Annotated in this window: 14 protein-coding genes and 1 pseudogene; 9 read left to right on the top strand and 6 right to left on the bottom strand. The window is 68.1% G+C overall.

What is annotated here, in order from left to right; all coding sequences use genetic code 11:
• The first annotated feature begins 225 nt into the window (after window positions 1-225).
• On the top strand, window positions 226-1,212 hold the full coding sequence (locus BSE24067_RS22125; RefSeq protein WP_151064814.1) for an ACP S-malonyltransferase: 987 nt from the start codon (window positions 226-228) through the stop codon (window positions 1,210-1,212).
• On the top strand, window positions 1,209-3,128 hold the full coding sequence (locus BSE24067_RS22120; protein WP_151064812.1) for an acyl-CoA dehydrogenase family protein: 1,920 nt from the start codon (window positions 1,209-1,211) through the stop codon (window positions 3,126-3,128). The genes BSE24067_RS22125 and BSE24067_RS22120 overlap by 4 nt, the downstream gene beginning before the upstream one ends.
• A 48-nt stretch (window positions 3,129-3,176) precedes the next feature.
• On the opposite strand, the gene BSE24067_RS22115 is transcribed toward BSE24067_RS22120, so the two are convergent.
• Window positions 3,177-3,797, bottom strand: coding sequence for a TetR/AcrR family transcriptional regulator (locus BSE24067_RS22115; RefSeq protein WP_151064810.1), 621 nt, complete (start codon window positions 3,795-3,797; stop codon window positions 3,177-3,179).
• A gap of 187 nt (window positions 3,798-3,984) precedes the next feature.
• Between BSE24067_RS22115 and BSE24067_RS22110 the strand changes: the two genes are divergently transcribed.
• From BSE24067_RS22110 to BSE24067_RS22095, 4 genes are all read left to right on the top strand, one after another.
• Window positions 3,985-5,094 carry an efflux RND transporter periplasmic adaptor subunit gene (locus tag BSE24067_RS22110; protein WP_151064809.1) on the top strand — a complete coding sequence of 370 codons (1,110 nt, stop codon included), beginning with the start codon at window positions 3,985-3,987 and terminating at the stop codon, window positions 5,092-5,094.
• Window positions 5,091-8,240, top strand: coding sequence for an efflux RND transporter permease subunit (locus BSE24067_RS22105; RefSeq protein WP_151064807.1), 3,150 nt, complete (start codon window positions 5,091-5,093; stop codon window positions 8,238-8,240). Before BSE24067_RS22110 ends, BSE24067_RS22105 begins: the two co-directional genes overlap by 4 nt.
• A 2-nt stretch (window positions 8,241-8,242) precedes the next feature.
• On the top strand, window positions 8,243-9,841 hold the full coding sequence (locus BSE24067_RS22100) for an efflux transporter outer membrane subunit (RefSeq protein ID WP_151064805.1): 1,599 nt from the start codon (window positions 8,243-8,245) through the stop codon (window positions 9,839-9,841).
• A 128-nt stretch (window positions 9,842-9,969) separates the two neighbouring features.
• Window positions 9,970-10,998, top strand: coding sequence for a MerR family transcriptional regulator (locus BSE24067_RS22095; protein WP_151064804.1), 1,029 nt, complete (start codon window positions 9,970-9,972; stop codon window positions 10,996-10,998).
• 117 nt (window positions 10,999-11,115) lie between these two features.
• Here BSE24067_RS22095 and BSE24067_RS22090 read toward each other — a convergent pair whose 3' ends face one another.
• On the bottom strand, window positions 11,116-12,513 hold the full coding sequence (locus tag BSE24067_RS22090; protein WP_151064802.1) for a sigma-54 interaction domain-containing protein: 1,398 nt from the start codon (window positions 12,511-12,513) through the stop codon (window positions 11,116-11,118).
• 248 nt (window positions 12,514-12,761) lie between these two features.
• Here BSE24067_RS22090 and BSE24067_RS22085 point away from each other — a divergent pair, with 248 nt between their 5' ends.
• The 3 genes and pseudogenes from BSE24067_RS22085 to BSE24067_RS22075 all read left to right on the top strand — a co-directional run bounded on the left by BSE24067_RS22085 (window position 12,762) and on the right by BSE24067_RS22075 (window position 15,788).
• The gene (locus tag BSE24067_RS22085; RefSeq protein ID WP_151064801.1) at window positions 12,762-13,646 is read left to right on the top strand and encodes an MBL fold metallo-hydrolase; all 885 of its coding nucleotides are present in this window, start codon (window positions 12,762-12,764) and stop codon (window positions 13,644-13,646) included.
• A gap of 90 nt (window positions 13,647-13,736) precedes the next feature.
• Window positions 13,737-14,963: pseudogene (locus tag BSE24067_RS22080) on the top strand (NAD(P)/FAD-dependent oxidoreductase); the annotation flags it as partial.
• Window positions 14,964-14,981: 18 nt separating this feature from the next.
• Window positions 14,982-15,788 (top strand): sulfite exporter TauE/SafE family protein, encoded by an 807-nt coding sequence (locus BSE24067_RS22075; protein WP_151064799.1) that lies wholly within the window; start codon window positions 14,982-14,984, stop codon window positions 15,786-15,788.
• 109 nt (window positions 15,789-15,897) lie between these two features.
• Here BSE24067_RS22075 and BSE24067_RS22070 read toward each other — a convergent pair whose 3' ends face one another.
• From BSE24067_RS22070 to BSE24067_RS22055, 4 genes are all read right to left on the bottom strand, one after another.
• Entirely contained in the window at window positions 15,898-16,719 is an 822-nt protein-coding gene (locus BSE24067_RS22070) for an ABC transporter permease subunit (RefSeq protein ID WP_151064797.1), read from the bottom strand.
• The gene (locus tag BSE24067_RS22065; RefSeq protein ID WP_151064795.1) at window positions 16,716-17,645 is read right to left on the bottom strand and encodes an ABC transporter permease subunit; all 930 of its coding nucleotides are present in this window, start codon (window positions 17,643-17,645) and stop codon (window positions 16,716-16,718) included. The genes BSE24067_RS22070 and BSE24067_RS22065 overlap by 4 nt, the downstream gene beginning before the upstream one ends.
• The gene (locus BSE24067_RS22060; RefSeq protein ID WP_151064794.1) at window positions 17,642-18,802 is read right to left on the bottom strand and encodes an ABC transporter ATP-binding protein; all 1,161 of its coding nucleotides are present in this window, start codon (window positions 18,800-18,802) and stop codon (window positions 17,642-17,644) included. The genes BSE24067_RS22065 and BSE24067_RS22060 overlap by 4 nt, the downstream gene beginning before the upstream one ends.
• An 86-nt stretch (window positions 18,803-18,888) precedes the next feature.
• Window positions 18,889-19,983, bottom strand: coding sequence for a polyamine ABC transporter substrate-binding protein (locus BSE24067_RS22055; RefSeq protein WP_151064792.1), 1,095 nt, complete (start codon window positions 19,981-19,983; stop codon window positions 18,889-18,891).
• Window positions 19,984-20,193 lie beyond the last annotated feature (210 nt).

Here is a 20,193-nt window from a genome sequence, read left to right as displayed (position 1 = left end):
AGATTCATTTTTCCGCGTGCGTTCCGGCGGATGAAAAAACCTCGCCAGAAAAATCAAAACTCCACACTTTCATTTCATTAAAATCAATAGAGACGACTGCCTAGAAAATCAAAAATAAATCACCTATCGTTCACCTTCGCAGCTTTTAAAAAAATAAATTTGTGGACCGAAAATACAGTCCACATCAAAAAAAACGATCAAATCGAAACCGCTACGAGGGAAAAAATGGAAACCTGTTCCAGCCGTTCGACCCGGCTCGCGATCTATGTGATCCCGGGCCAGGGGGATAGTCCGTCCGGTGCGTTGAAATCGCTCCATGCGCGAAGTCGCGCGGCGCGCGAATGCATCGACGGGACGCTCGACGCGATCGAGGCGACATTGTGCGACGAGCCGTACGATTTCGATCCTCGACTGCTGCGCAACGTGCTGCTCGGCGACGCATCGGCTGCCGTCCCCGTCGGCATTCCGCAATTGGCGGCGTTCGCGACGGCGATCTGCGTGCACCGGTTTCTCGAGAGACAGAACGTGCGGCTCGCCGCGATCATCGGCCAGAGCCTCGGCGAAATCGCGTCGCTCGTGTGCGCGGGCGTATGGTCGGTATCCGACGGCGTGCGGGCCGTCCTCGCACTGAATGCAGCGTTCCAGCCCTTTGCCGGCCGCGGCGGCATGACGGTCGTCGCCGCGTCGCAAGCCGAAACGCTGGCGCTGCTGGACGAGGCCGCGCACGAGCAGCTCGTGCTCGCGTGCGTGAATGCCCCGCGGCAGACAGTCGTCAGCGGCCCGCACACCGCGCTCGACACCCTGGCCGCGTTCGCGAGCCGCCGTGGCCTCAAGTTGCACGCGCTGCCGATTCCGTATCCGGCCCATCATCCGGCGCTGTGGACGGCCGCGGACCGATTCCACGACGAGATCGCGCAACTGCCGCGCAGTCGTTTCCAGGTGCCGGTCTATTCGGCCGTCGCGTGCCGTCGCTATGCCGATACCGACGACCTGCCCCGAGCGTTGGCGGACTGTTTCACCAAGCCGTATCACATGCCGGCCGTACTCGAGCACAGCCGGCCCGCCCAGGATTCGATTTATATCGACCTGAGCATGACGGGCATCATGACGCGCAGTATTAAAGCCGCGCTGCCGGACGCGCTTACATATTCGCCGACTCGTGAAACCGATTCCTGGCCATTTGATTCGAATCACGCGGAGACTCTGCAATGAATGCATATCAAATCGAAAATGGCGGAATCTCGGGCGCATCAGTTTCCCGCCCCATTATCGCGCCCGAAATCGACGAAATACGCGATGCGCTTTCCGGCCTCACGAAACCGGACCATCGGCGGCTGCTGATCCAGCTGCTGTCGAGCGCCGATTTCGACAAACCGCTCGACCGGCACTCGGTCGACCTGCATCGCTCGACCTACGATCGCCTCGCCGCGCTGGCCCGCCGGTTGCCGGCCGCGGCCGGCGACCTGTCCGATCCATCGCTGATGTCCGCGATCGCCGAATGGACGGCCGTCAACGATCCGTCGTTGTGCATTGCCGCGCTGATCCACTACGGGCTCTGCATCGGCTCGCTCGTCGAACTGGGCAAAGGCAACGACCGCGCACAGGCATATGCGCGCGAGCTTGCAGCTGGCCGCAAGGTCGGCGCGTTCATGATCACCGAAATCGGCGGTGGCAACAGCCAGCTCGCAACCCGCACCGAAGCGCGCTTCGATGCGGCCACCCGGACCTTCGTCCTGCATACGCCGGATGACGGCGCACTGAAGTTCACCAACGTCGGCGTCAACGATCTCGACAAGCTCGGCATCGTCTGCGCGCGCGTGATCGTCGACGCGCGCGACTGCGGCGTTTTCGCATTCGCGCTCGACCTGTCGACTCGCGACGGCCCGCTGCCGGGCGTGCGGCTGTCGGCGCCCGCCGAAATCCCGCTGGTGCCGTTCGATTACGGCCTCGCTGGCTTCGATCGCGTGCGCGTTCCGTTCGACGCGTGGCTGTCCGACGGCGCGTCGATCGACGCCGACGGGCGATTCCACGATCCGCTCGGCGATCCCAACGGCCGGCTCGTGCGTACGCTGACTGCGCCGGAAAACGTCTGGGCCATGGGTGCGATCGGGCTGGCTGCCGTATCGCGCACCTGCGTCGCCCAGGCGTTGCGCTACTCGACACATCGCTCGAGCATGGCGCGCATCGCGCCCGAAACGTCGCTGATCCGCTACAGCACGCAGCAGCGCGCGTTGTTGCGCGCGCTCGCGACATCATACGTGATGACCTGTTTCGCCAACGAAGCATCGCGCGAATGGGCGCACGCGCTGCATCGCCGCGCGCAGCCGGACCGCACGGCCGGGACGTTCATGATGTGGGCCCCGTGGAGCTCGACCAACCGCAAGCTTGCGCTCGTCAAGGCGCTGACGGCCTGGGCCGCCGAGGAAGTGGCGGCCGAATGCCGGCTGCGTTGCGGGGTGGCCGGCGATCTTCTCGTGAACCGGTATCTCGACTATCAGGGGCTCGGCCATGTCTTCAACGACGCAGGCGGCAACAACTTCCTGATTTTGCTCGACACCGCCCGCACGCTGGTCGCGGCGCCGGCTGCATCTGCTGTGGCCGATGACGTGGGAAGCGGCTGGCCGGAGGCGGCGCGCGATGCCATCGCGGCACTGCGCGCGTACGAACGGCGGCTGATCCGCTCGCTCGCCGACCATGTCGACGCGCGCACGGCCAGCGGCGTCGATCCGCTCGATGTCTGGAACCCGCTGTTGCCGGACGCGCGCGATGCGGCGCAAGCGTACGGGCTGAATCTTGCGCTGAATGCCGCGCTGGCCGCGGCCGATGCGGTCGACGGCGAGCCGGCGCGCACGCTGCTGCGCGATCTCGTCGCGCTGTTCGCCATCGATCGTGCGCAGCGGCACGGCGGCTGGCTGATCAGCGAAGGCGTGTTGGAGGCGTCGCGTTATCGGCAGCTCGACGCCGCAACCGATGCGCTATGCGCGCGCCTCGTCCCGCACGTCGACACGTTCGTCGAAGCGTTCGGACATCCGCATCCGGTCGTCCGGTCGCCGATCTCGGATCCGGCACGCGACTATGCCACGTCGCTGGCCCGGACACTGCGCGTGCCGCCTGCGCACGCGCACTGAACGCCGGATGCCGCGCGCAGCGGCCCTGGCAACGCGCGCGCTGGCGGCTCACTCCGGCGCGCGCCCCAGCACGACTCGCGCGAAGAAACCCGCGAGCACCGCATCGGCCGCGTCGGCCGACACGTGCTGCGGATCGGCCGTGTAGTACGACTGCACGCCGTCGCACAGACACATCAGCCCGAACGCGAGCGTGTCGGCCGGCAGCAGCAGCGGCGTGCCTGCGCGCTCGGCAAAGCGCTGGATGAATTCGGCCATCTGCAGCCGCTTCGCGTGCAGGAACTGGTTGAAGCGCACACGGAACTTCGCGTCGCGTGCCGCCTGCAGCTTCGCCTCGCCCCACAGCAGCGAGTATTCGTCGTCGCGAAACAGCGTCCGGTAGTACGCGAGCGCCATCGACTCCATCTGCTCGCGCGGGCCGCCTTCCTCGAAGATCGCCTCGAAATCGGCGCGCACCGAATCATGGTCGCGCTCGAGCAGTTCGAGCAGCAGTTCCGACTTGCTGCGGAAATTCGAGTAGAACGCGCCACGCGTATAGCCGGCCGCCGCCGCGATGTCCTCGACGCTCGCCGCGACATAGCCTTTCTTCAGAAAAATCCGGTGCGCGGCATTCAGCAGACGTTCGCGCGTCTGGTCCCTGCTCTGCTCGCGAGTTAAGCGCTGTGGTTTCATGGCGCGCAGTCTAGCACCAACTTCCTTTCAGATTCATCTTTGCATTCAGATACAGGTGTGTATTAGAATCCAGCCCAGTTTCCGAATGACCTCGTTCGGCTGACCGTGCGCGCCCCGCGGGCGCCACTCGTGGCAAGCGCGCCGCGCTTGCCGGCTTCGTTCTGCTCTCACCTGCTCTGGGGGTTTCGTGAATCGCTCCGGTTCCCGCGCCGTGCTGCTGGTCGGCACCGCGCTCGTCCTCGCCGCCTGTCATCCGAAGGAAGCCGCGCCGCCCGCGCCGCGCCCGGTCGTCGCGCTGCCCGCGCACGCCGACGGTGCCGCTGCCGCGACCACGCTGCCCGGCGAGATCCAGCCGCGCTATGCAACGCCGCTGTCGTTCCGTATCGCGGGCAAGATCGTCGAGCGCAAGGTGCGGCTCGGCGATACGGTCAAGGCCGGCCAGGTCGTCGCGCTGCTCGATCCGTCCGACGCCGAGAAGAACGCCGCCAGCGCGCAGGCGCAGTTCGATGCCGCGTCGCACAGCCTCGCGTTCGCGAAGCAGCAGCTCGACCGCGATCGCGCGCAGGCGCGCGAAAACCTGATCGCGGCCGCGCAGCTCGAACAGACCGAAAACAGCTACACGTCGGCGCTCGCGCAGCGCAACCAGGCGCAGCAGCAGCTCGCGCTCGCGAAGAACCAGCTCCGCTACGCGACGCTCGTCGCCGATCACGCGGGCACCATCACCGCCGAACAGGCCGACACCGGCCAGAACGTGTCGGCCGGCCAGCCCGTCTATCAGCTCGCATGGTCCGGCGACGTCGACGTCGTCAGCGACGTGCCCGAAGCCGCGCTCGCGTCGCTCAAGCCCGGCCACGCGGCGAGCGTCACGCTGCCGTCGCTGCCGGGCCGCCAGTTCGCGGCGAAGGTGCGCGAGATCGCGCCGGCTGCCGATCCGCAGAGCCGCACCTGGCGCGTGCGGCTCACGCTCGCCGCGCCCGACCCGGCCGTGCGGCTCGGGATGACCGCGAACGTCGCGTTCGACGGCGCGCCGGCGGCTGGCGACGCGCCGGGCATCACGCTGCCCGCGACCGCGCTGTTCCACGACGGCCCGCATCCGGCCGTGTGGGTCGTGCGTACGAAGGACGACACGCTGGAACTGCGCCGCGTCGACGTCGCGCGCTTCAGCGAGCGCACCGTCATCGTGTCGCGCGGGCTGCAGCCCGGCGAGCGCGTCGTGCTGCAAGGCGTGCATACGGTCAGCGCGGGCGAGAAGGTGCGCGTGGTTGCACCGCTGCATCCGGAGGATTTCGCGTCATGACCGGCCCCCGCGAAGAAGGCCGGTTCAATCTGTCGGCATGGGCGCTGCGCCATCAGGCGCTGGTCGTCTACCTGATCGCGCTCGCGACGCTTGCGGGCATCCTCGCGTACACGCGGCTTGCGCAATCCGAAGACCCGCCGTTCACGTTCCGCGTGATGGTGATCCGCACGTTCTGGCCCGGCGCGACCGCGCGGCAGGTGCAGGAACAGGTGACGGACCGGATCGGCCGCAAGCTGCAGGAAACGCCGGCCATCGACTTCCTGCGCAGCTATTCACGCCCCGGCGAATCGCTGATCTTCTTCACGATGAAGGATTCGGCGCCCGTGAAGGACGTGCCGGAAACCTGGTACCAGATCCGCAAGAAGGTGGGCGACATCGGCTATACGCTGCCGCCCGGCGTGCAGGGCCCGTTCTTCAACGACGAATTCGGCGACGTCTACACCAACATCTGGACGCTCGAAGGCGACGGCTTCACACCCGCGCAGCTGCACGACTACGCGGACCAGCTGCGCACGGTGCTGCTGCGCGTGCCGGGCGTCGGCAAGGTCGACTATTTCGGCGACCCCGACCAGCGGATCTTCATCGAGGTGAACAACGCGCAGCTCACGCGGCTCGGCATCTCGCCGCAGCAGCTCGGGCGGGCGATCAACGCGCAGAACGACATCTCGTCGGCCGGCGTGCTGACGACCGCCGACGATCGCGTGTTCGTGCGGCCGAGCGGCCAGTTCGACAACGTCGCCGCGATCGCCGACACGCTGATCCGCATCAACGGCCGCACGTTCCGGCTCGGCGATCTCGCAACCGTGAAACGCGGCTACGACGATCCTCAAGTGACGCAGATGCGCGCGAACGGGCACGCGGTGCTCGGCATCGGCGTGACGATGCAGCCGGGCGGCGACGTGATCCGGCTCGGCAAGGCGCTCGATGCCGAATCGAAGACGTTGCAGGCGCAGCTGCCGGCCGGCCTGAAGCTGACCGAGGTGTCGAGCATGCCGCACGCGGTGTCGCATTCGGTCGACGACTTCCTCGAAGCCGTCGCCGAAGCGGTCGCGATCGTGCTCGTCGTGAGCCTCGTGTCGCTGGGCCTGCGCACCGGGATGGTCGTCGTGATCTCGATTCCGGTCGTGCTCGCCGTCACCGCGCTGTTCATGTACCTGTTCGACATCGGACTGCACAAGGTGTCGCTCGGCACGCTCGTGCTCGCGCTCGGGCTGCTCGTCGACGACGCGATCATCGCGGTCGAGATGATGGCCGTGAAGCTCGAACAGGGCTACAGCCGCGCGCGCGCCGCCGCGTTCGCGTACACGAGCACCGCGTTCCCGATGCTCACGGGCACGCTCGTCACGGTGTCGGGCTTCCTGCCGATCGCGCTCGCGAAATCGAGCACCGGCGAGTACACGCGCTCGATCTTCGAAGTGTCGGCGATCGCGCTGATCGCCTCGTGGTTCGCGGCCGTCGTGCTGATCCCGCTGCTCGGCTATCACCTGCTGCCCGAGCGCAAGAAGCATGCGCACGAAGCGCACCTGCCGGACGACCACGAGCACGACATCTACGACACGCGCTTCTACACGCGGCTGCGCGGCTGGATCGACTGGTGCATCGAGCGGCGCTTCGTCGTGCTGCTGATCACCGGCGCGCTCTTCGTCGTCGCGCTGCTGGGCTTCACGCTCGTGCCGCAGCAGTTCTTCCCGAGCTCCGATCGGCCCGAGCTGCTGGTCGACCTGCGGCTGCCGGAAGGCGCATCGTTCGCGGCGACGCTGCGCGAGACCGAACGCCTGGAGAAGGTGCTCGACAAGCGGCCGGAGATCGATCATTCGGTGAACTTCGTCGGCAGCGGCGCGCCGCGCTTCTACTTGCCGCTCGACCAGCAGCTGCAGCTGCCGAACTTCGCGCAGTTCGTCGTCACCGCGAAATCGGTCGAGGATCGCGAGAAGCTGGCGACCTGGCTCGAAACCACGCTGCGCGACCAGTTCCCGGCCGTGCGCTGGCGGCTGTCGCGGCTCGAAAACGGGCCGCCGGTCGGCTATCCGGTGCAGTTCCGCGTGAGCGGCGACGACATCGCGCAGGTGCGCTCGATCGCCGAGCAAGTCGCGGCGACGATGCGCGGCGACGCGCGCACGGTCAACGTGCAGTTCGACTGGGACGAACCGGCCGAGCGCTCGGTGCGCTTCGAGCTCGACCAGAAGAAGGCGCGCGAGCTGAACGTGACGTCGCAGGACGTGTCGAGCTTCCTCGCGATGACGCTGTCCGGCACGACCGTCACGCAATACCGCGAACGCGACAAGCTGATCGCGGTCGACCTGCGCGCGCCGCGCCCCGATCGCGTCGATCCGGCGAAGCTCGCGGGCCTCGCGCTGCCGACGCCGAACGGCCCGGTGCCGCTCGGCTCGCTCGGCCGCTTCACGCCGACGCTCGAATACGGCGTCGTGTGGGAGCGCGACCGCCAGCCGACGATCACCGTGCAGTCCGACGTGCGCGCCGGCGCGCAGGGCATCGACGTCACGCATGCGATCGACGGCAAGCTGAACACGTTGCGTGCGCAACTGCCGGTCGGCTATCAGGTCAACATCGGCGGGTCGGTCGAGGAAAGCGCGAAGGCGCAGAGCTCGATCAACGCGCAGATGCCACTGATGGCGATCGCCGTGTTCACGCTGCTGATGATCCAGCTGCAAAGCTTCTCGCGCGTGCTGATGGTCGTGCTGACCGCGCCGCTCGGGCTGATCGGCGTGGTCGGCGCGCTGCTGCTGTTCGGCCAGCCGTTCGGCTTCGTCGCGATGCTCGGCGTGATCGCGATGTTCGGGATCATCATGCGCAACTCGGTGATTCTCGTCGACCAGATCGAGCAGGACATCGCGGCCGGACACGGACGCTTCGATGCGATCGTCGGCGCGACCGTGCGGCGCTTCCGCCCGATCACGCTGACCGCCGCGGCCGCCGTGCTCGCGCTGATCCCGCTGTTGCGCTCGAACTTCTTCGGGCCGATGGCGACCGCGCTGATGGGTGGGATCACGAGCGCGACCGTGCTGACGCTGTTTTACCTGCCCGCGCTGTACGCCGCGTGGTTCCGCGTGAAGCGCGACGAACGCGACCCGCACGACGGCCCGCCGCCAGGCGGCAGCACGCCGGCCGCGCCGTCGGGAGCCTGACCATGAATCGATCGATGACTTTGAAAACGAAAACCGTGCGGGCGCTCGCAGTGGCGAGCCTCGCCGGCCCGCTCGCGGGCTGCGCATGGTTTGCGCCGAGCGGCGAGCCGCCCGCGATGCCGTCGCCCGCGCACTACGGCGCCGCGCCGCAAGTCGAGCGGACGGTGTCCGCGCAAGGCATCGCGCAGCAGTTCGAGGTCGGCGCGCAACCGGTGCCCGACTGGTGGACGCAGTACCGCTCCGACGCGCTCAACGCACTCGTCGACGAAGGGCTGCGCAACAGCCCGACGCTCGGCGCAGCGGCGCATTCGCTCGATGCCGCGCGCGAGCAACTGCGCGCGCAGATCGGCAGCTCGATGCTGCCGTCGATCGACGCCGGCGGCCAGGCCGCGCGCCAGCGCGCGCTCGGCGTGCCGATCCCCGCGCTCGGCGCGCCGACGCTGCTGTACGACACGTTCGTCGGGCAACTGCAGGCGAGCTATACGCTGGACCTGTTCGGCGCGGCGCGCTTCGCGAACCGCGCGCTCGAGAAACGCGTCGACGTCAGCGCGTTCCAGCTCGAATCGGCGCGGCGCGCGCTGGCCGCGAACATCGTGACCGCATCGATCACCGTGTCGGTGCTCAATGCGCAGATCGAGACGACCGAGCGGCTCGTCGCGCTCGCGAACGATCAGGCGCACGATGCCGAGCGCCGCTACGCGCTCGGTTCCGCCTCGCGCAGCGATGCGCTGAACGCCCGGCAAAGCGCCGACACCTTCGCCGCAAGCCTGCCCGCACTGCGCCAGCAGCGCGACGCCGCCCGCCACGCACTGGCCGTGCTGGTCGGCCGCACGCCGGACCGGCCTCCCGCCGATCTCGCGCTCGCCGACTTGCACCTGCCCGAGCAGGTGCCAGTGGTCGTGCCGTCGGACCTGCTGCAAAGCCGCCCCGACATCCAGGCGGCCGACGCGGGGCTGAAGGCGGCCGCCGCCGAAGTCGGCGTCGCGACCGCGCAGCTGTTCCCGCAGCTGTCGCTGTCGGCGGCGATGGGCAAAGGCGGCTTCAGCTGGCCGGCGATGCTGTCGGGCGCCGGCACGATCTGGAACGTCGGCGCGTCGCTGAGCCAGCCGCTGTTCCATGGCGGCGCGCTGCTTGCGCAGCGTCGTGCGGCGAAGGCGACGTACGAGGCCGCGGTCGACCAGTACAAGCAGACCGTGCTCGCCGCATTCCAGAACGTCGCCGATTCGCTCGCCGCGCTCGAGCACGACGCGGAGGCGCTCGATGCGTCGTCGCGCGCCGCGCTGTCCGCGCGTGGCGCTTACGACGACGCGGCGGCCCGCGTGCGGCTCGGCGCGTTGCCGCCGTCGGCCGCGCGCGCGAGCGAACTGCAGTATCGCAATGCGCGGCTCGACGAGATCCGCGCGACCGGCGCGCGCTTCGCGGATACCGCGCGGCTTTATCAGGCGATGGGCACGCCGCCGGCCGACGCGGCCGGCAACACGGCCAAAGCCGCGAATGCCGCGAATGTCGATACAGCCGGCATCACGGGCAACGCGGATCACGACGTCCCCGGCGCCCAGGCCCGCGCGGCCACGCCCGACGCACGGCCGTCGGCGCAATAACGCGCGTTCGCGGCACGACCGGCGACACGGCGCGCGGAACCTCCCGCGCGCCGCTCTGCAATCTTCCGCTTGACCCTCACGTAGCGTAACGTTCGAGACTCCAGTGTGCGCACCGAACGGAGGACAACATGCGGCTGAAAGTGGGAGAACTGGCGAAACGCAGCGGGCTGACCGTCCGCACGCTTCATCACTATCACGCGATCGGCCTGCTGACGCCTTCGGCGCGCGCCGACAACGGCTACCGGCTGTACGACCGCGACGACATCGCCCGGCTCCACCAGATCCAGGCATTGCGCCGCTTCGGACTGTCGCTCGCCGAAATCGGCGATTACCTGAACCAGCCCGGCACCCCGCTCGTCGAGCTCGTCGCGAAGCAGATCGCGTCGCTCGACCGCCAGCTCGCGCAAGCCGCGCAGTTGCGCGAGCGGCTCGTGCACCTGCACGCGCAGCTCGCCGCGGGCACGCAGCCGGAGCTGGCCGACTGGCTCACCACACTGGAGTTGATGACCGTGTACGACAAATACTTTTCCGAGGAAGAACTCGCGCGCATGCCGATGTACCGCAAGAGCCAGACCGGCGACGCCGAGTGGATCGCGCTCGTCGCCGACGTGCGTGCGCTGCACGACGCCGGCGTGCCGCCCGAGGACGAGCGCGTGCGCGCGCTCGCCGATCGCTGGATGACGCTGCTCGTGCGCGACACGAACAACGACCCGCGGCTGCTCGCGAAGCTGAACCTGATGCACGAGCGCGAGCCGTCGATGCAGTCGCAGATCGGCATCTCGACCGCGCTGCGCGACTACGTGCTGAAGGCGGTGGCCGAAACGAAGATGCGGATCTTCGAGAAGTACCTGAGCCCGGACGAGATTCGCTTCATGCGCGCGCACTACGGCGAACGCGCGATGGAATGGCCGCAGCTGATGGCGGACGTGCGCGATGCGATCGACGCCGGCAAGCGCCCCGATTCGCCGGAGGGTCGTGCGCTCGCGCAGCGCTGGATGGAACTGTTCCGCAGCTATGCGGGCGACGATCCGGTCACGCATGCGAAATTCCGCAAGGCAATGATGACCGAGCCGGCGCTGACGCAGGGCTCGTGGGCCGACGACACGCTGCTCGGCTTCATGCGCGACGCGGTGTCGCAGCTGGCGCCGGCGCGTTGATCCGGTGACGATGCGGGCGGCAAGCGCGCATCGTGCAGTGCGCGCCGCCCGCGCCGTGGGTCGCCCGACGGGGCGGCGCACGGCCGGCCAGCCGGCGCGGCCGCCGCTGCTTACCGCTCACCGCCCGCGCATACCGAGCCCGAGCGCCTTCATCCGCCGGTACAGCGTGCGCTCGCTCATCCCGACGTGCCCGGCCAACTGCTTGCGCGTACCGTCGAACGTGCTCGCGATCCGCACGAGTTCGGCATCCGACACGCCGCGCGCGTGCGACGCATGCGTCGGCGGCGCGGCCGCTGCCGCGACCAGCTCGGCCGGCAGATGCTCGACGCGAATCGTGCCGTCGTCCGCGAACAGGCACGCGCGCTCGAGCACGTTGCGCAGCTCGCGGATGTTGCCGGGCCATGCGTACGCATCGAGGCACGCGCGAGCGCGCTGGGTCAGTACATACGGCCGGGCCGCGAACGGCCGCGCATTCGCATCGCCCGCGCTGGCGCGCGCGTTCGCGATGCGCCGCAGGATCGATTCGGCCAGCAGCGCGACGTCGCCGCGCCGTTCGCGCAGCGCGGGCAGCGGAATCGGGAACGCGTTGATCCGGTAGTACAGGTCCTGGCGGAAGCGGCCATCGTCGATCATCTCGCGCAACGGCTTGTGCGTGGCCGCGACGAGCCGGAAATCCGCGCGCAACGCCTCGACGCCGCCGACGCGCCGGAACGTGCCCGACTCGATCAGCCGCAGCAGCTTCACCTGCATCGGCAGCGGCACGTCGCCGATTTCGTCGAGAAACAGCGTGCCGCCCTGCGCGGTCTCGACGAGGCCCGGCTTGCGCTGGTTCGCGCCCGTGAACGCGCCCTTCTCGTAGCCGAACAACTCGCTCTCGAACAGCGTCTCGGCGATGCCCGAACAATCGACGACGACGAACGGCCCCAGCGCACGCTCGCTCGCCTCGTGCAGCGCGCGGGCGAACAGCTCCTTGCCGGTGCCCGATTCGCCGAGCAACAGCACGGGCAGCATCGACGGCGCTACGCGCTGCAGCGCGCCGAGCGCCGCATTGAACGCATCGGAGCCGCCGACGAGCCCTTCCGCGCTCGGCTGCGCGGATGCGCTGCGCACCGTCGTCAGTCGCTCGACGTACGCGATCACGTCGCCTCGCGCATCGAAGATCGGCCGCAGCTCGACGTCGACATGCTCGGGGCCGCGCGGCGTGTGATGGATGTGCAGCACACGGTTCAGCCCGCGCGACTCGAGCGCCTGCTTCATCGGGCAATGCTCGCCGGCCTGGTCGCACGGCACGTCGTAGTGATGCGAGACCTGGAAGCAGCGCCGGCCCACGTGCTCGACACCGGCCACGCCGAACTGGCGCCGGTACGCATCGTTCGCCGCGAGAATCCGGTAGTCGGGATCGACGACGATCATCGGCTGCGGATCCTGTTCGAGATATGCGACGAGCGCGCGCACGTCGGGCGTCACGTCGCGCGACGGCGCGGGAACGATCGGAATGGTGTCGTGCGGATTCATGGGGAAAGCCCGATGCGAATGGCCCGACGAACTGCCAGACCGGCTGCCAATTCTGCCACGACACTGCCAGACATGGCAGTCCACGTTGACGACGACCCGCCGGCCGTGTCCGCCACACCCCGAGAACGCACCAGAAAACCGCGCAGAATCAATGACCTGCGATACCGGCCCGCGGCCGGGCGCGGATTGGCACGCTTCTTGATCGATGAAGTGCGATTGCAGTTGCAGAACCCGATCGAGGACACCCCGTGAGCCATGCCCCCCAGTTGTCGGTCGAAGGCTTTTTCGACCCGGCGACCCACACCGTCAGCTATCTGCTGCTCGACACCGAAAGCCGCGCGTGCGCGCTGATCGACAGCGTGCTCGACTACGATCCGAAATCCGGCCGCACGCACACGGCCAGCGCCGACCGGCTGATCGCGCGCGTCGCGGAACTGGGCGCGGCCGTCCACTGGCTGCTGGAGACACACGTGCATGCCGATCACCTGTCGGCCGCGCCGTACCTGAAGGCGCACGTCGGCGGACAGATCGCGATCGGCTCGCACGTGCGCCGCGTGCAGCACGTGTTCGCCGCGCTGTTCAACGCCGGCCCCGGCTTCGTGCACGACGGCAGCCAATTCGACCGCCTGCTCGACGACGGCGACACGCTCGCGCTCGGCGCGCTGACGATCCGCGCGATGCATACGCCGGGCCATACGCCCGCATGCGTGACCTACTGCGTCGACGACGCGACGCAGCGTGCGGCGTTCGTCGGCGACACGCTGTTCATGCCCGACTACGGCACCGCGCGCTGCGACTTCCCGGGCGGCGACGCGCGCACGCTGTACCGCTCGATCGCGCGCGTGCTCGCGCTGCCGCCCGACACGCGTCTGTATCTGTGCCACGACTACCAGCCGGGCGGCCGCGACGTGCAGTTCGTGACGACGGTCGCCGAGCAGCGCCGCGCGAACGTGCACGTGAAGGACGGCGTGACCGAGGACGCGTTCGTCGACATGCGCACCGCGCGCGACGCGACGCTCGACATGCCGGTGCTGATGCTGCCGTCCGTGCAGGTCAACATGCGCGCCGGCCACCTGCCCGAGCCCGAGAGCAACGGCGTGCGCTATCTGAAGATCCCGCTCGACGCGATCTGAGCCGCCCCGACAGGAGACCCCGACATGACCCTCCGCACGCTGACCGACGCGCCGTCGGTCTCGCCCCAGCTCGCCGCATCGGCCATCGACGCGCGGCACGACATTGTGATCGTCGGCGCGGGCGCGGCCGGCGTCGCGGTTGCAGCGAGCCTGCTCGCACGCGATGCGTCGCTCGACATCGCGATGATCGACCCGGCCGACACGCACTACTACCAGCCAGGCTGGACGATGGTCGGCGCGGGCGTGTTCCAGCCGGGCACGACCGCACGGCCGATGGCCGACGTACTGCCGCGCGGCGTGAAATGGATCCAGGCGGCCGTCGGCGGTTTCGAGCCCGACGCCCATGCGGTCGTACTGGACGACGGCCGGCGCCTCGGCTACCGCAAGCTCGTCGTATGCCCGGGGCTCGAGCTGGACTGGCACGCGATCGACGGTCTCGCTCACACGCTGGGCCGCAACGGCGTCACGTCGAACTACCGCTACGATCTCGCGCCGTACACATGGGAACTCGCGCAGGCGTTCCGCGGCGGCAATGCGCTGTTCACGCAGCCGCCGATGCCGATCAAGTGCGCGGGCGCGCCGCAGAAGGCGATGTACCTGTCGTGCGATCACTGGCGGCGCACGGGGCGCCTCGGCGCCGCGAACGTCGAATTCCTGAATGCGGGCGGCGCACTGTTCGGCGTCGCCGACTACGTGCCCGCGCTGATGGAGTACGTGAAACGCTACGGCATCGCGCTGTCGTTCGGCCACAACCTCGTCGCGATCGACGGGCCCGCGCGCCGCGCAATCTTCACGCGCGCGCTGCCGGACGGCGGCAACGAAACCGTCGAGCGTTCGTTCGACATGATCCACGTCGTGCCGCCGCAGAAGGCGCCCGACTTCGTTCGCACCAGCCCGCTCGCCGACGCGGCCGGCTGGGTGGACGTCGATCCGGCGACGCTGCGGCACAAGCGGCACGCCGACATCTATGCGCTCGGCGACGTCACCAACACGACCAACGCGAAAACCGCAGCGGCCGCGCGCAAGCAGGCGCCCGTCGTCGCGCACAACCTGCTCGTGTCGCTCGGCCGTGCGCACGGCGACGCCGCATACGACGGCTACGGGTCGTGCCCGCTCACCGTCGAGCGCGGCAGGATCGTGCTCGCGGAGTTCCTGTACGGCGGCAAGGTCGCGCCGACCTTCCCCACGTGGCTGATCGACGGCAAGCGGCCGTCGCGGCTCGCATGGCTGCTCAAGGAGCGCGTGCTGCCGCCGCTCTACTGGAACGCGATGCTCAGGGGCCGCGAATGGCTCGCGAAGCCGGCGATCGCACGTTGACCGGAGCGCGATGACACCATGCTGATTTCCCTGGTACTCGGCGGCTTCGTTGGCGCCGTACTCGGTCTGACCGGCGCGGGCGGCGGCATTCTCGCGGTGCCCGCGCTCGTCGTCGGGATGAGCTGGCCGATGCAGCAGGCCACGCCCGTCGCGCTCGTCGCGGTCGCGGGCAGCGCGGCGCTCGGCGCGCTCGAGGGGTTTCGCCGCGGGCTCGTGCGCTATCGCGCGGCGCTGCTGATGGCCGTGGCCGGCGTGCCGCTCACGACGCTCGGCGTGAAGCTCGCGCACGTGCTGCCGCAACGTGTGCTGCTGGCGCTGTTCGCGCTGACGATGCTCGTCGTGGCCGCGCGCCTGCTGCGCCAGGCGCTGCGCGACGCGCACGGCAACACGGACGAATCACCGCTGTGCGTCGGCCGCGTGAACCCCGACACGGGCCGGCTCGTATGGTCGTGGCCGGTCGGGCTCGCGCTCGCGTCGACCGGCGCGGTCACGGGCTTGATGACGGGATTGCTCGGCGTCGGCGGCGGCTTCGTGATCGTGCCGATGCTGCGCAAGCTCACGAACGTGTCGATGCACGGCGTGGTCGCGACGTCGCTGATGGTGATCGCGCTGGTCGGCGCCGGCGGCGTGCTCGCGACGCTCGTGTCCGGCACGCGCGCGCCGCTCGACGTGACGCTGTGGTTCACCGTCGCGACCGCGCTCGGCATGGCTGCCGGCCGCGGCGCGTCGCGCCGCCTCGCCGCGCGGCACGTACAAGCGGGCTTCGCGGCCGTGCTCGTGTGCGTCGCGCTCGGGCTACTGGCAAAGGCGGCGTTCGGCGCATAACGCGCAAGCGGCGCACCATCCTGCCAAACGAAACGCCCGGCCCGACTCGTCGTCGGCACCGGGCGTTTTTCGTTGCGTCGGCAACCTGCGCGCGCGAACGCGCCCGCCGTCACGCGGCGAACGCGGCCATCCGCTTGCGCTCCTGACGCAGCATCACGAAGTTCGCGATCACGACGCCGGCCGTCACCGCGACGATGAACAGCGTCGCGAGCGCGTTCATCTCCGGATTCAGGCCGAGGCGCACGCGCGAGAACACGACGAGCGGCAGCGTCGTCGAGCCGGGGCCGGACAGAAACGCCGACAGCACGAGGTCGTCGATCGACAGCGTGAACGACAGCAGCCAGCCCGCGATCAACGCCTGCGAGATCAGCGGCAGCGTGATCGTGAAGAACACCTTCAGCGGCGTCGCGCCGAGATCGAGCGCCGCTTCCTCGAGCGACGGGTTCAGCTCGCGCACGCGCGACTGCACGATGATCGCGACGTACGAGATGCACAGCATCACGTGGCCGAGCCAGATCGTGAACATACCGCGCTCGGCCGGCCAGCCGATCCACTTCGCGAGCTCGATGAACAGCAGCAGCAGCGAGATTCCCTGGATCACCTCGGGAATCACGAGCGGCGCGTTGATCATTCCGCTGAACAGCGCGAAGCCGCGAAAGCGGCCCATCCGTGCGAGCACGAAGCCGGCCCAGGTGCCGATGAACACCGACGCGAACGCGGTCAGCACGCCGATCTTCAGCGACAGCCACGCGGCCGTCAGCAGCTCGTCGTCCTCCGCGAGCGCCGAATACCAGCGAAACGAGAAGCCCGACCACACGGTGACGAGCTTCGATTCGTTGAACGAATAGACGATCAGGCTGATGATCGGGATGTACAGGAACGCGAAGCCGGCGAACAGCGCCGCGAACTGCAGGTAACGATTCGGCTTCATCGACGGCGGCCCTCCTGTTCCTTCGCCTGGAAGTGCTGGAACATCGCCATCGGCACGAGCAGCAGCAGCACCATCGCGCAGGTCACCGCCGACGCCATCGGCCAGTCTGCGTTGTTGAAGAATTCATTCCACATCACGCGGCCGATCATCAGCGTGTTCGCGCCGCCGAGCAGTTCCGGGATCACGTACTCGCCGACCGCCGGAATGAACACCAGCAGGCAGCCCGCGATGATCCCGTTCTTCGACAGCGGCAGCGTGATCTGCACGAACGCCTTCCACGGCTTCGCGCCGAGGTCGTACGCGGCCTCCAGCAGGCGCAGGTCCATCTTCACGAGGTGCGCGTACAGCGGCATCACGAGGAACGGCAGGTACGAATACACCATCCCGATGTATACCGCGTAGTTCGTGCGGTACAGCTCGATCGGCGTGTGGGTCAGGCCGATCCACATCAGGAAGTTGTTCAGCAGCCCGTTGTTCTTGAGGATCCCGATCCACGCGTACACGCGGATCAGGAACGACGTCCAGAACGGCAGCATCACGCCCATCATCAGCAGGTTGCGGGTCGCCGGATTCGAGCGCGCGATGTAGTACGCCATCGGGTAGCCGATCAGCAGACACAGCAGCGTCGTGATCGCGGCCACCACCACCGAGTTCACGTAGGTCGCGAAATACAGGCTGTCGGTGAGCAGGAACGCGTAGTGCGACAGGTTCAGCGCGATGTGCACCACGCCGTCCGCGTATGACGCGAGCTCCGTGTACGGCGGGATGCCGAGCTGCAGCTCCGCGAAGCTGATCTTCACGACCAGCACGAACGGCACGAGGAAGAACAGCACGAGCCACGTGTACGGCCCCGCGACGACCGCCGTCGCGCCCGTCAGGTTGAAGCGCCGCACCGGCCACGCGAGCAGGGACTTGAGCGCGTTCATGACGTCAGCACCACGCCCGCGGTCGCGCTCCAGCGCACGTAGATCTCGTCGCCGAGCGCCGGCGTCTCGAGCTCCGTGATCGCGAGGCTCGACACGTTCGCGATCACCGTCTTGCCCGCGTCGAGCTTCACGTGATACAGCGAATAGCCGCCCATGTACGCGACGTTCGTGATCCTGCCGCGCGCCCAGTTGAACGCGCCTTCGGGCGGCTTGCGCGTGAGCGCGATCCGCTCGGGGCGCACCGACACCGTGACCGGCATCCCGAGCGGGCCTGTGATCCCGTGGCTCACGTACAGCCGGCTCGGCAGCTCCGGCGATTCGATGTACACGTGGTCGGGTTCGTCCTCGACGGTGACGCCGTCGAACAGGTTCGTCGAGCCGATGAACTCGGCCGAGAAGCGGCTGTTCGGATATTCGTAGACTTCGTTCGGCGAGCCGACCTGCACGATCTGCCCTTCGCTCATCACCGCGAGCCGGTTCGCCATCGTCATCGCCTCTTCCTGGTCGTGCGTGACCATGATGCAGGTCACGCCCACCTTCTTCAGGATGTTGACGAGCTCGATCTGCGTGCGCTGGCGGATCTGCTTGTCGAGCGCCGACATCGGCTCGTCGAGCAGCAGCACCTTCGGGCGCTTGACGAGCGAACGCGCGAGCGCGACGCGCTGCTGCTGGCCGCCCGACAGCTGATGCGGCTTGCGCTTCGCATACTTGCTCATCTGCACGAGTTCGAGCGCGGCGGCCACGCGCTCCTTCAGCTCGGCCTTCGGCGTGCCTTCCTGCTTCAGGCCGTATGCGACGTTCGCTTCGACCGACATGTGCGGGAACAGCGCATACGACTGGAACATCATGTTCACGGGCCGCTTGTACGGCGGCAGCTGCGCGAGGTCCTCGCCGTCGATCAGGATCTTTCCGGACGTGACCGTCTCGAGGCCCGCGAGCATGCGCAACAGCGTCGATTTGCCGGAACCGGAGCTGCCGAGCAGTGCGAACAGCTCGCCCTGGCGCACCGTCAGGTTCACGTTGCGCACCACTTCGGTGTCGCCGAATTTCTTGACGACGTCGACGATCTGGACAAAGTTCTCGGCGCGCGCGGCGGCGCCGGCCGAAGAAACGAAGGACGGCGCGCCCGCGACCGGCGCGCCCGACTGGCTATTCATGATGTGCTGCTTCTCTCCTGCGTTTGACGAACAAAGCCCCCGGGGGCACCAGGGGCTTCATGACTGCTGGCTCACTGCGGCTCGCGTCAGCGGCCCGATTTCAGCTCGGTCCACAGACGCGTCTGCAGACGCTGGATTTCAGGCGGCAGCGGCTTGAGCAGGAACAGCGTCTTCACGACGTCGGCCGGCGGATAGACGGCCGGGTCGTTCGCGACGTCCGGGCGCACGTACTTGCGCGCTTCGGCGTTCGCGCTCGGGTAGTACACGGCGTTCGTGATCGCCGCGTGCACCTTCGGATCCTCGATGTAGTTGATCCACTGCAGCGCGGCTTCCTTGTTCTTCGCATCCTTCGGGATCGCCATCACGTCGAACCAGACCGGCGCGCCGCCCTTCGGGATGTAGTATTCGATCTTGTACGGCTTCTTCGCCTCGATCGCGCGATGCTTCGCGATCACGACGTCGCCCGACCAGCCGTACGCGAAGCAGATGTCGCCGCCGACCAGGTCGTTGATGTAGCCCGACGAGTTGAACTGCGTGATGTACGGGCGGATCTTCTTCAGCACGTCCATCGCGGCCTTGTAGTCGGCCGGGTTCGTGCTCATCGGATCCTTGCCGATGTAGTGCAGCGCCGCCGCGAACATCTGGTCCGGTGCGTCGAGCACGGACACGCCGCAGGCCTTCAGCTTCGACAGGTTTTCCGGCTTGAACAGGATGTCCCAGTTGTCGAGCGGCACCTTGCCGAGCGCCTGCTGCGCCTTCGTCAGGTTGTACGCGAGACCGGTCGTGCCGTACGCCCAGGGCACCGTGTACTTGTTGCCCGGGTCGGCGCCGGCGACGAGCGCCATCAGTTGCGGATCGAGGTACTTGAGGTTCGGCAGCTTCGACTTGTCGAGCGGCGTGAAGATGCCGGCGGCGATCTGCTTGCCCGCGTAGTTGCTGGTCGGCACGACGATGTCGTAGCCCGAGCTGCCCGTCAGCAGCTTCGCCTGCAACGTGTCGTCGCTGTCGTAGTTGTCGTAGCGGACCTTGACGCCCGCCTGCTTCTCGAAGTTCGGGATCGTGTCCTTCGCAATGTAGTCCGACCAGTTATAGATATTGAGCTGCGTATCCTTCGCCGCCGCCGCCGATGCACCCACGCACAGCGCGAGCGCTGCGAACCGGCCCACTACCTTTGCCTTCATCCCGTTCTCCCTCCGGCCGGACCGTGCGTCCGGCTGCCGTCTGCCTCGTCATGGCGGCACATCGTGACGCGCCGCCCCTCGAAAACCCCGAACGCTACCATCATTCGCGCTCTGTCACAAAAAAATCATGGCCGTGTCGCGCAAACGGAACAGATTGCCGCCGCCGGCCGCTCGGGCGGCCCGCGCAGCGGGGCGTTCCGGGGGAATTCT

It is taken from the genome of Burkholderia latens, from assembly GCF_902499045.1.
GTDB classification, from domain to species: Bacteria; Pseudomonadota; Gammaproteobacteria; order Burkholderiales; family Burkholderiaceae; genus Burkholderia; species Burkholderia latens.
This window is presented reverse-complemented; position numbering and strand designations above follow the sequence as displayed.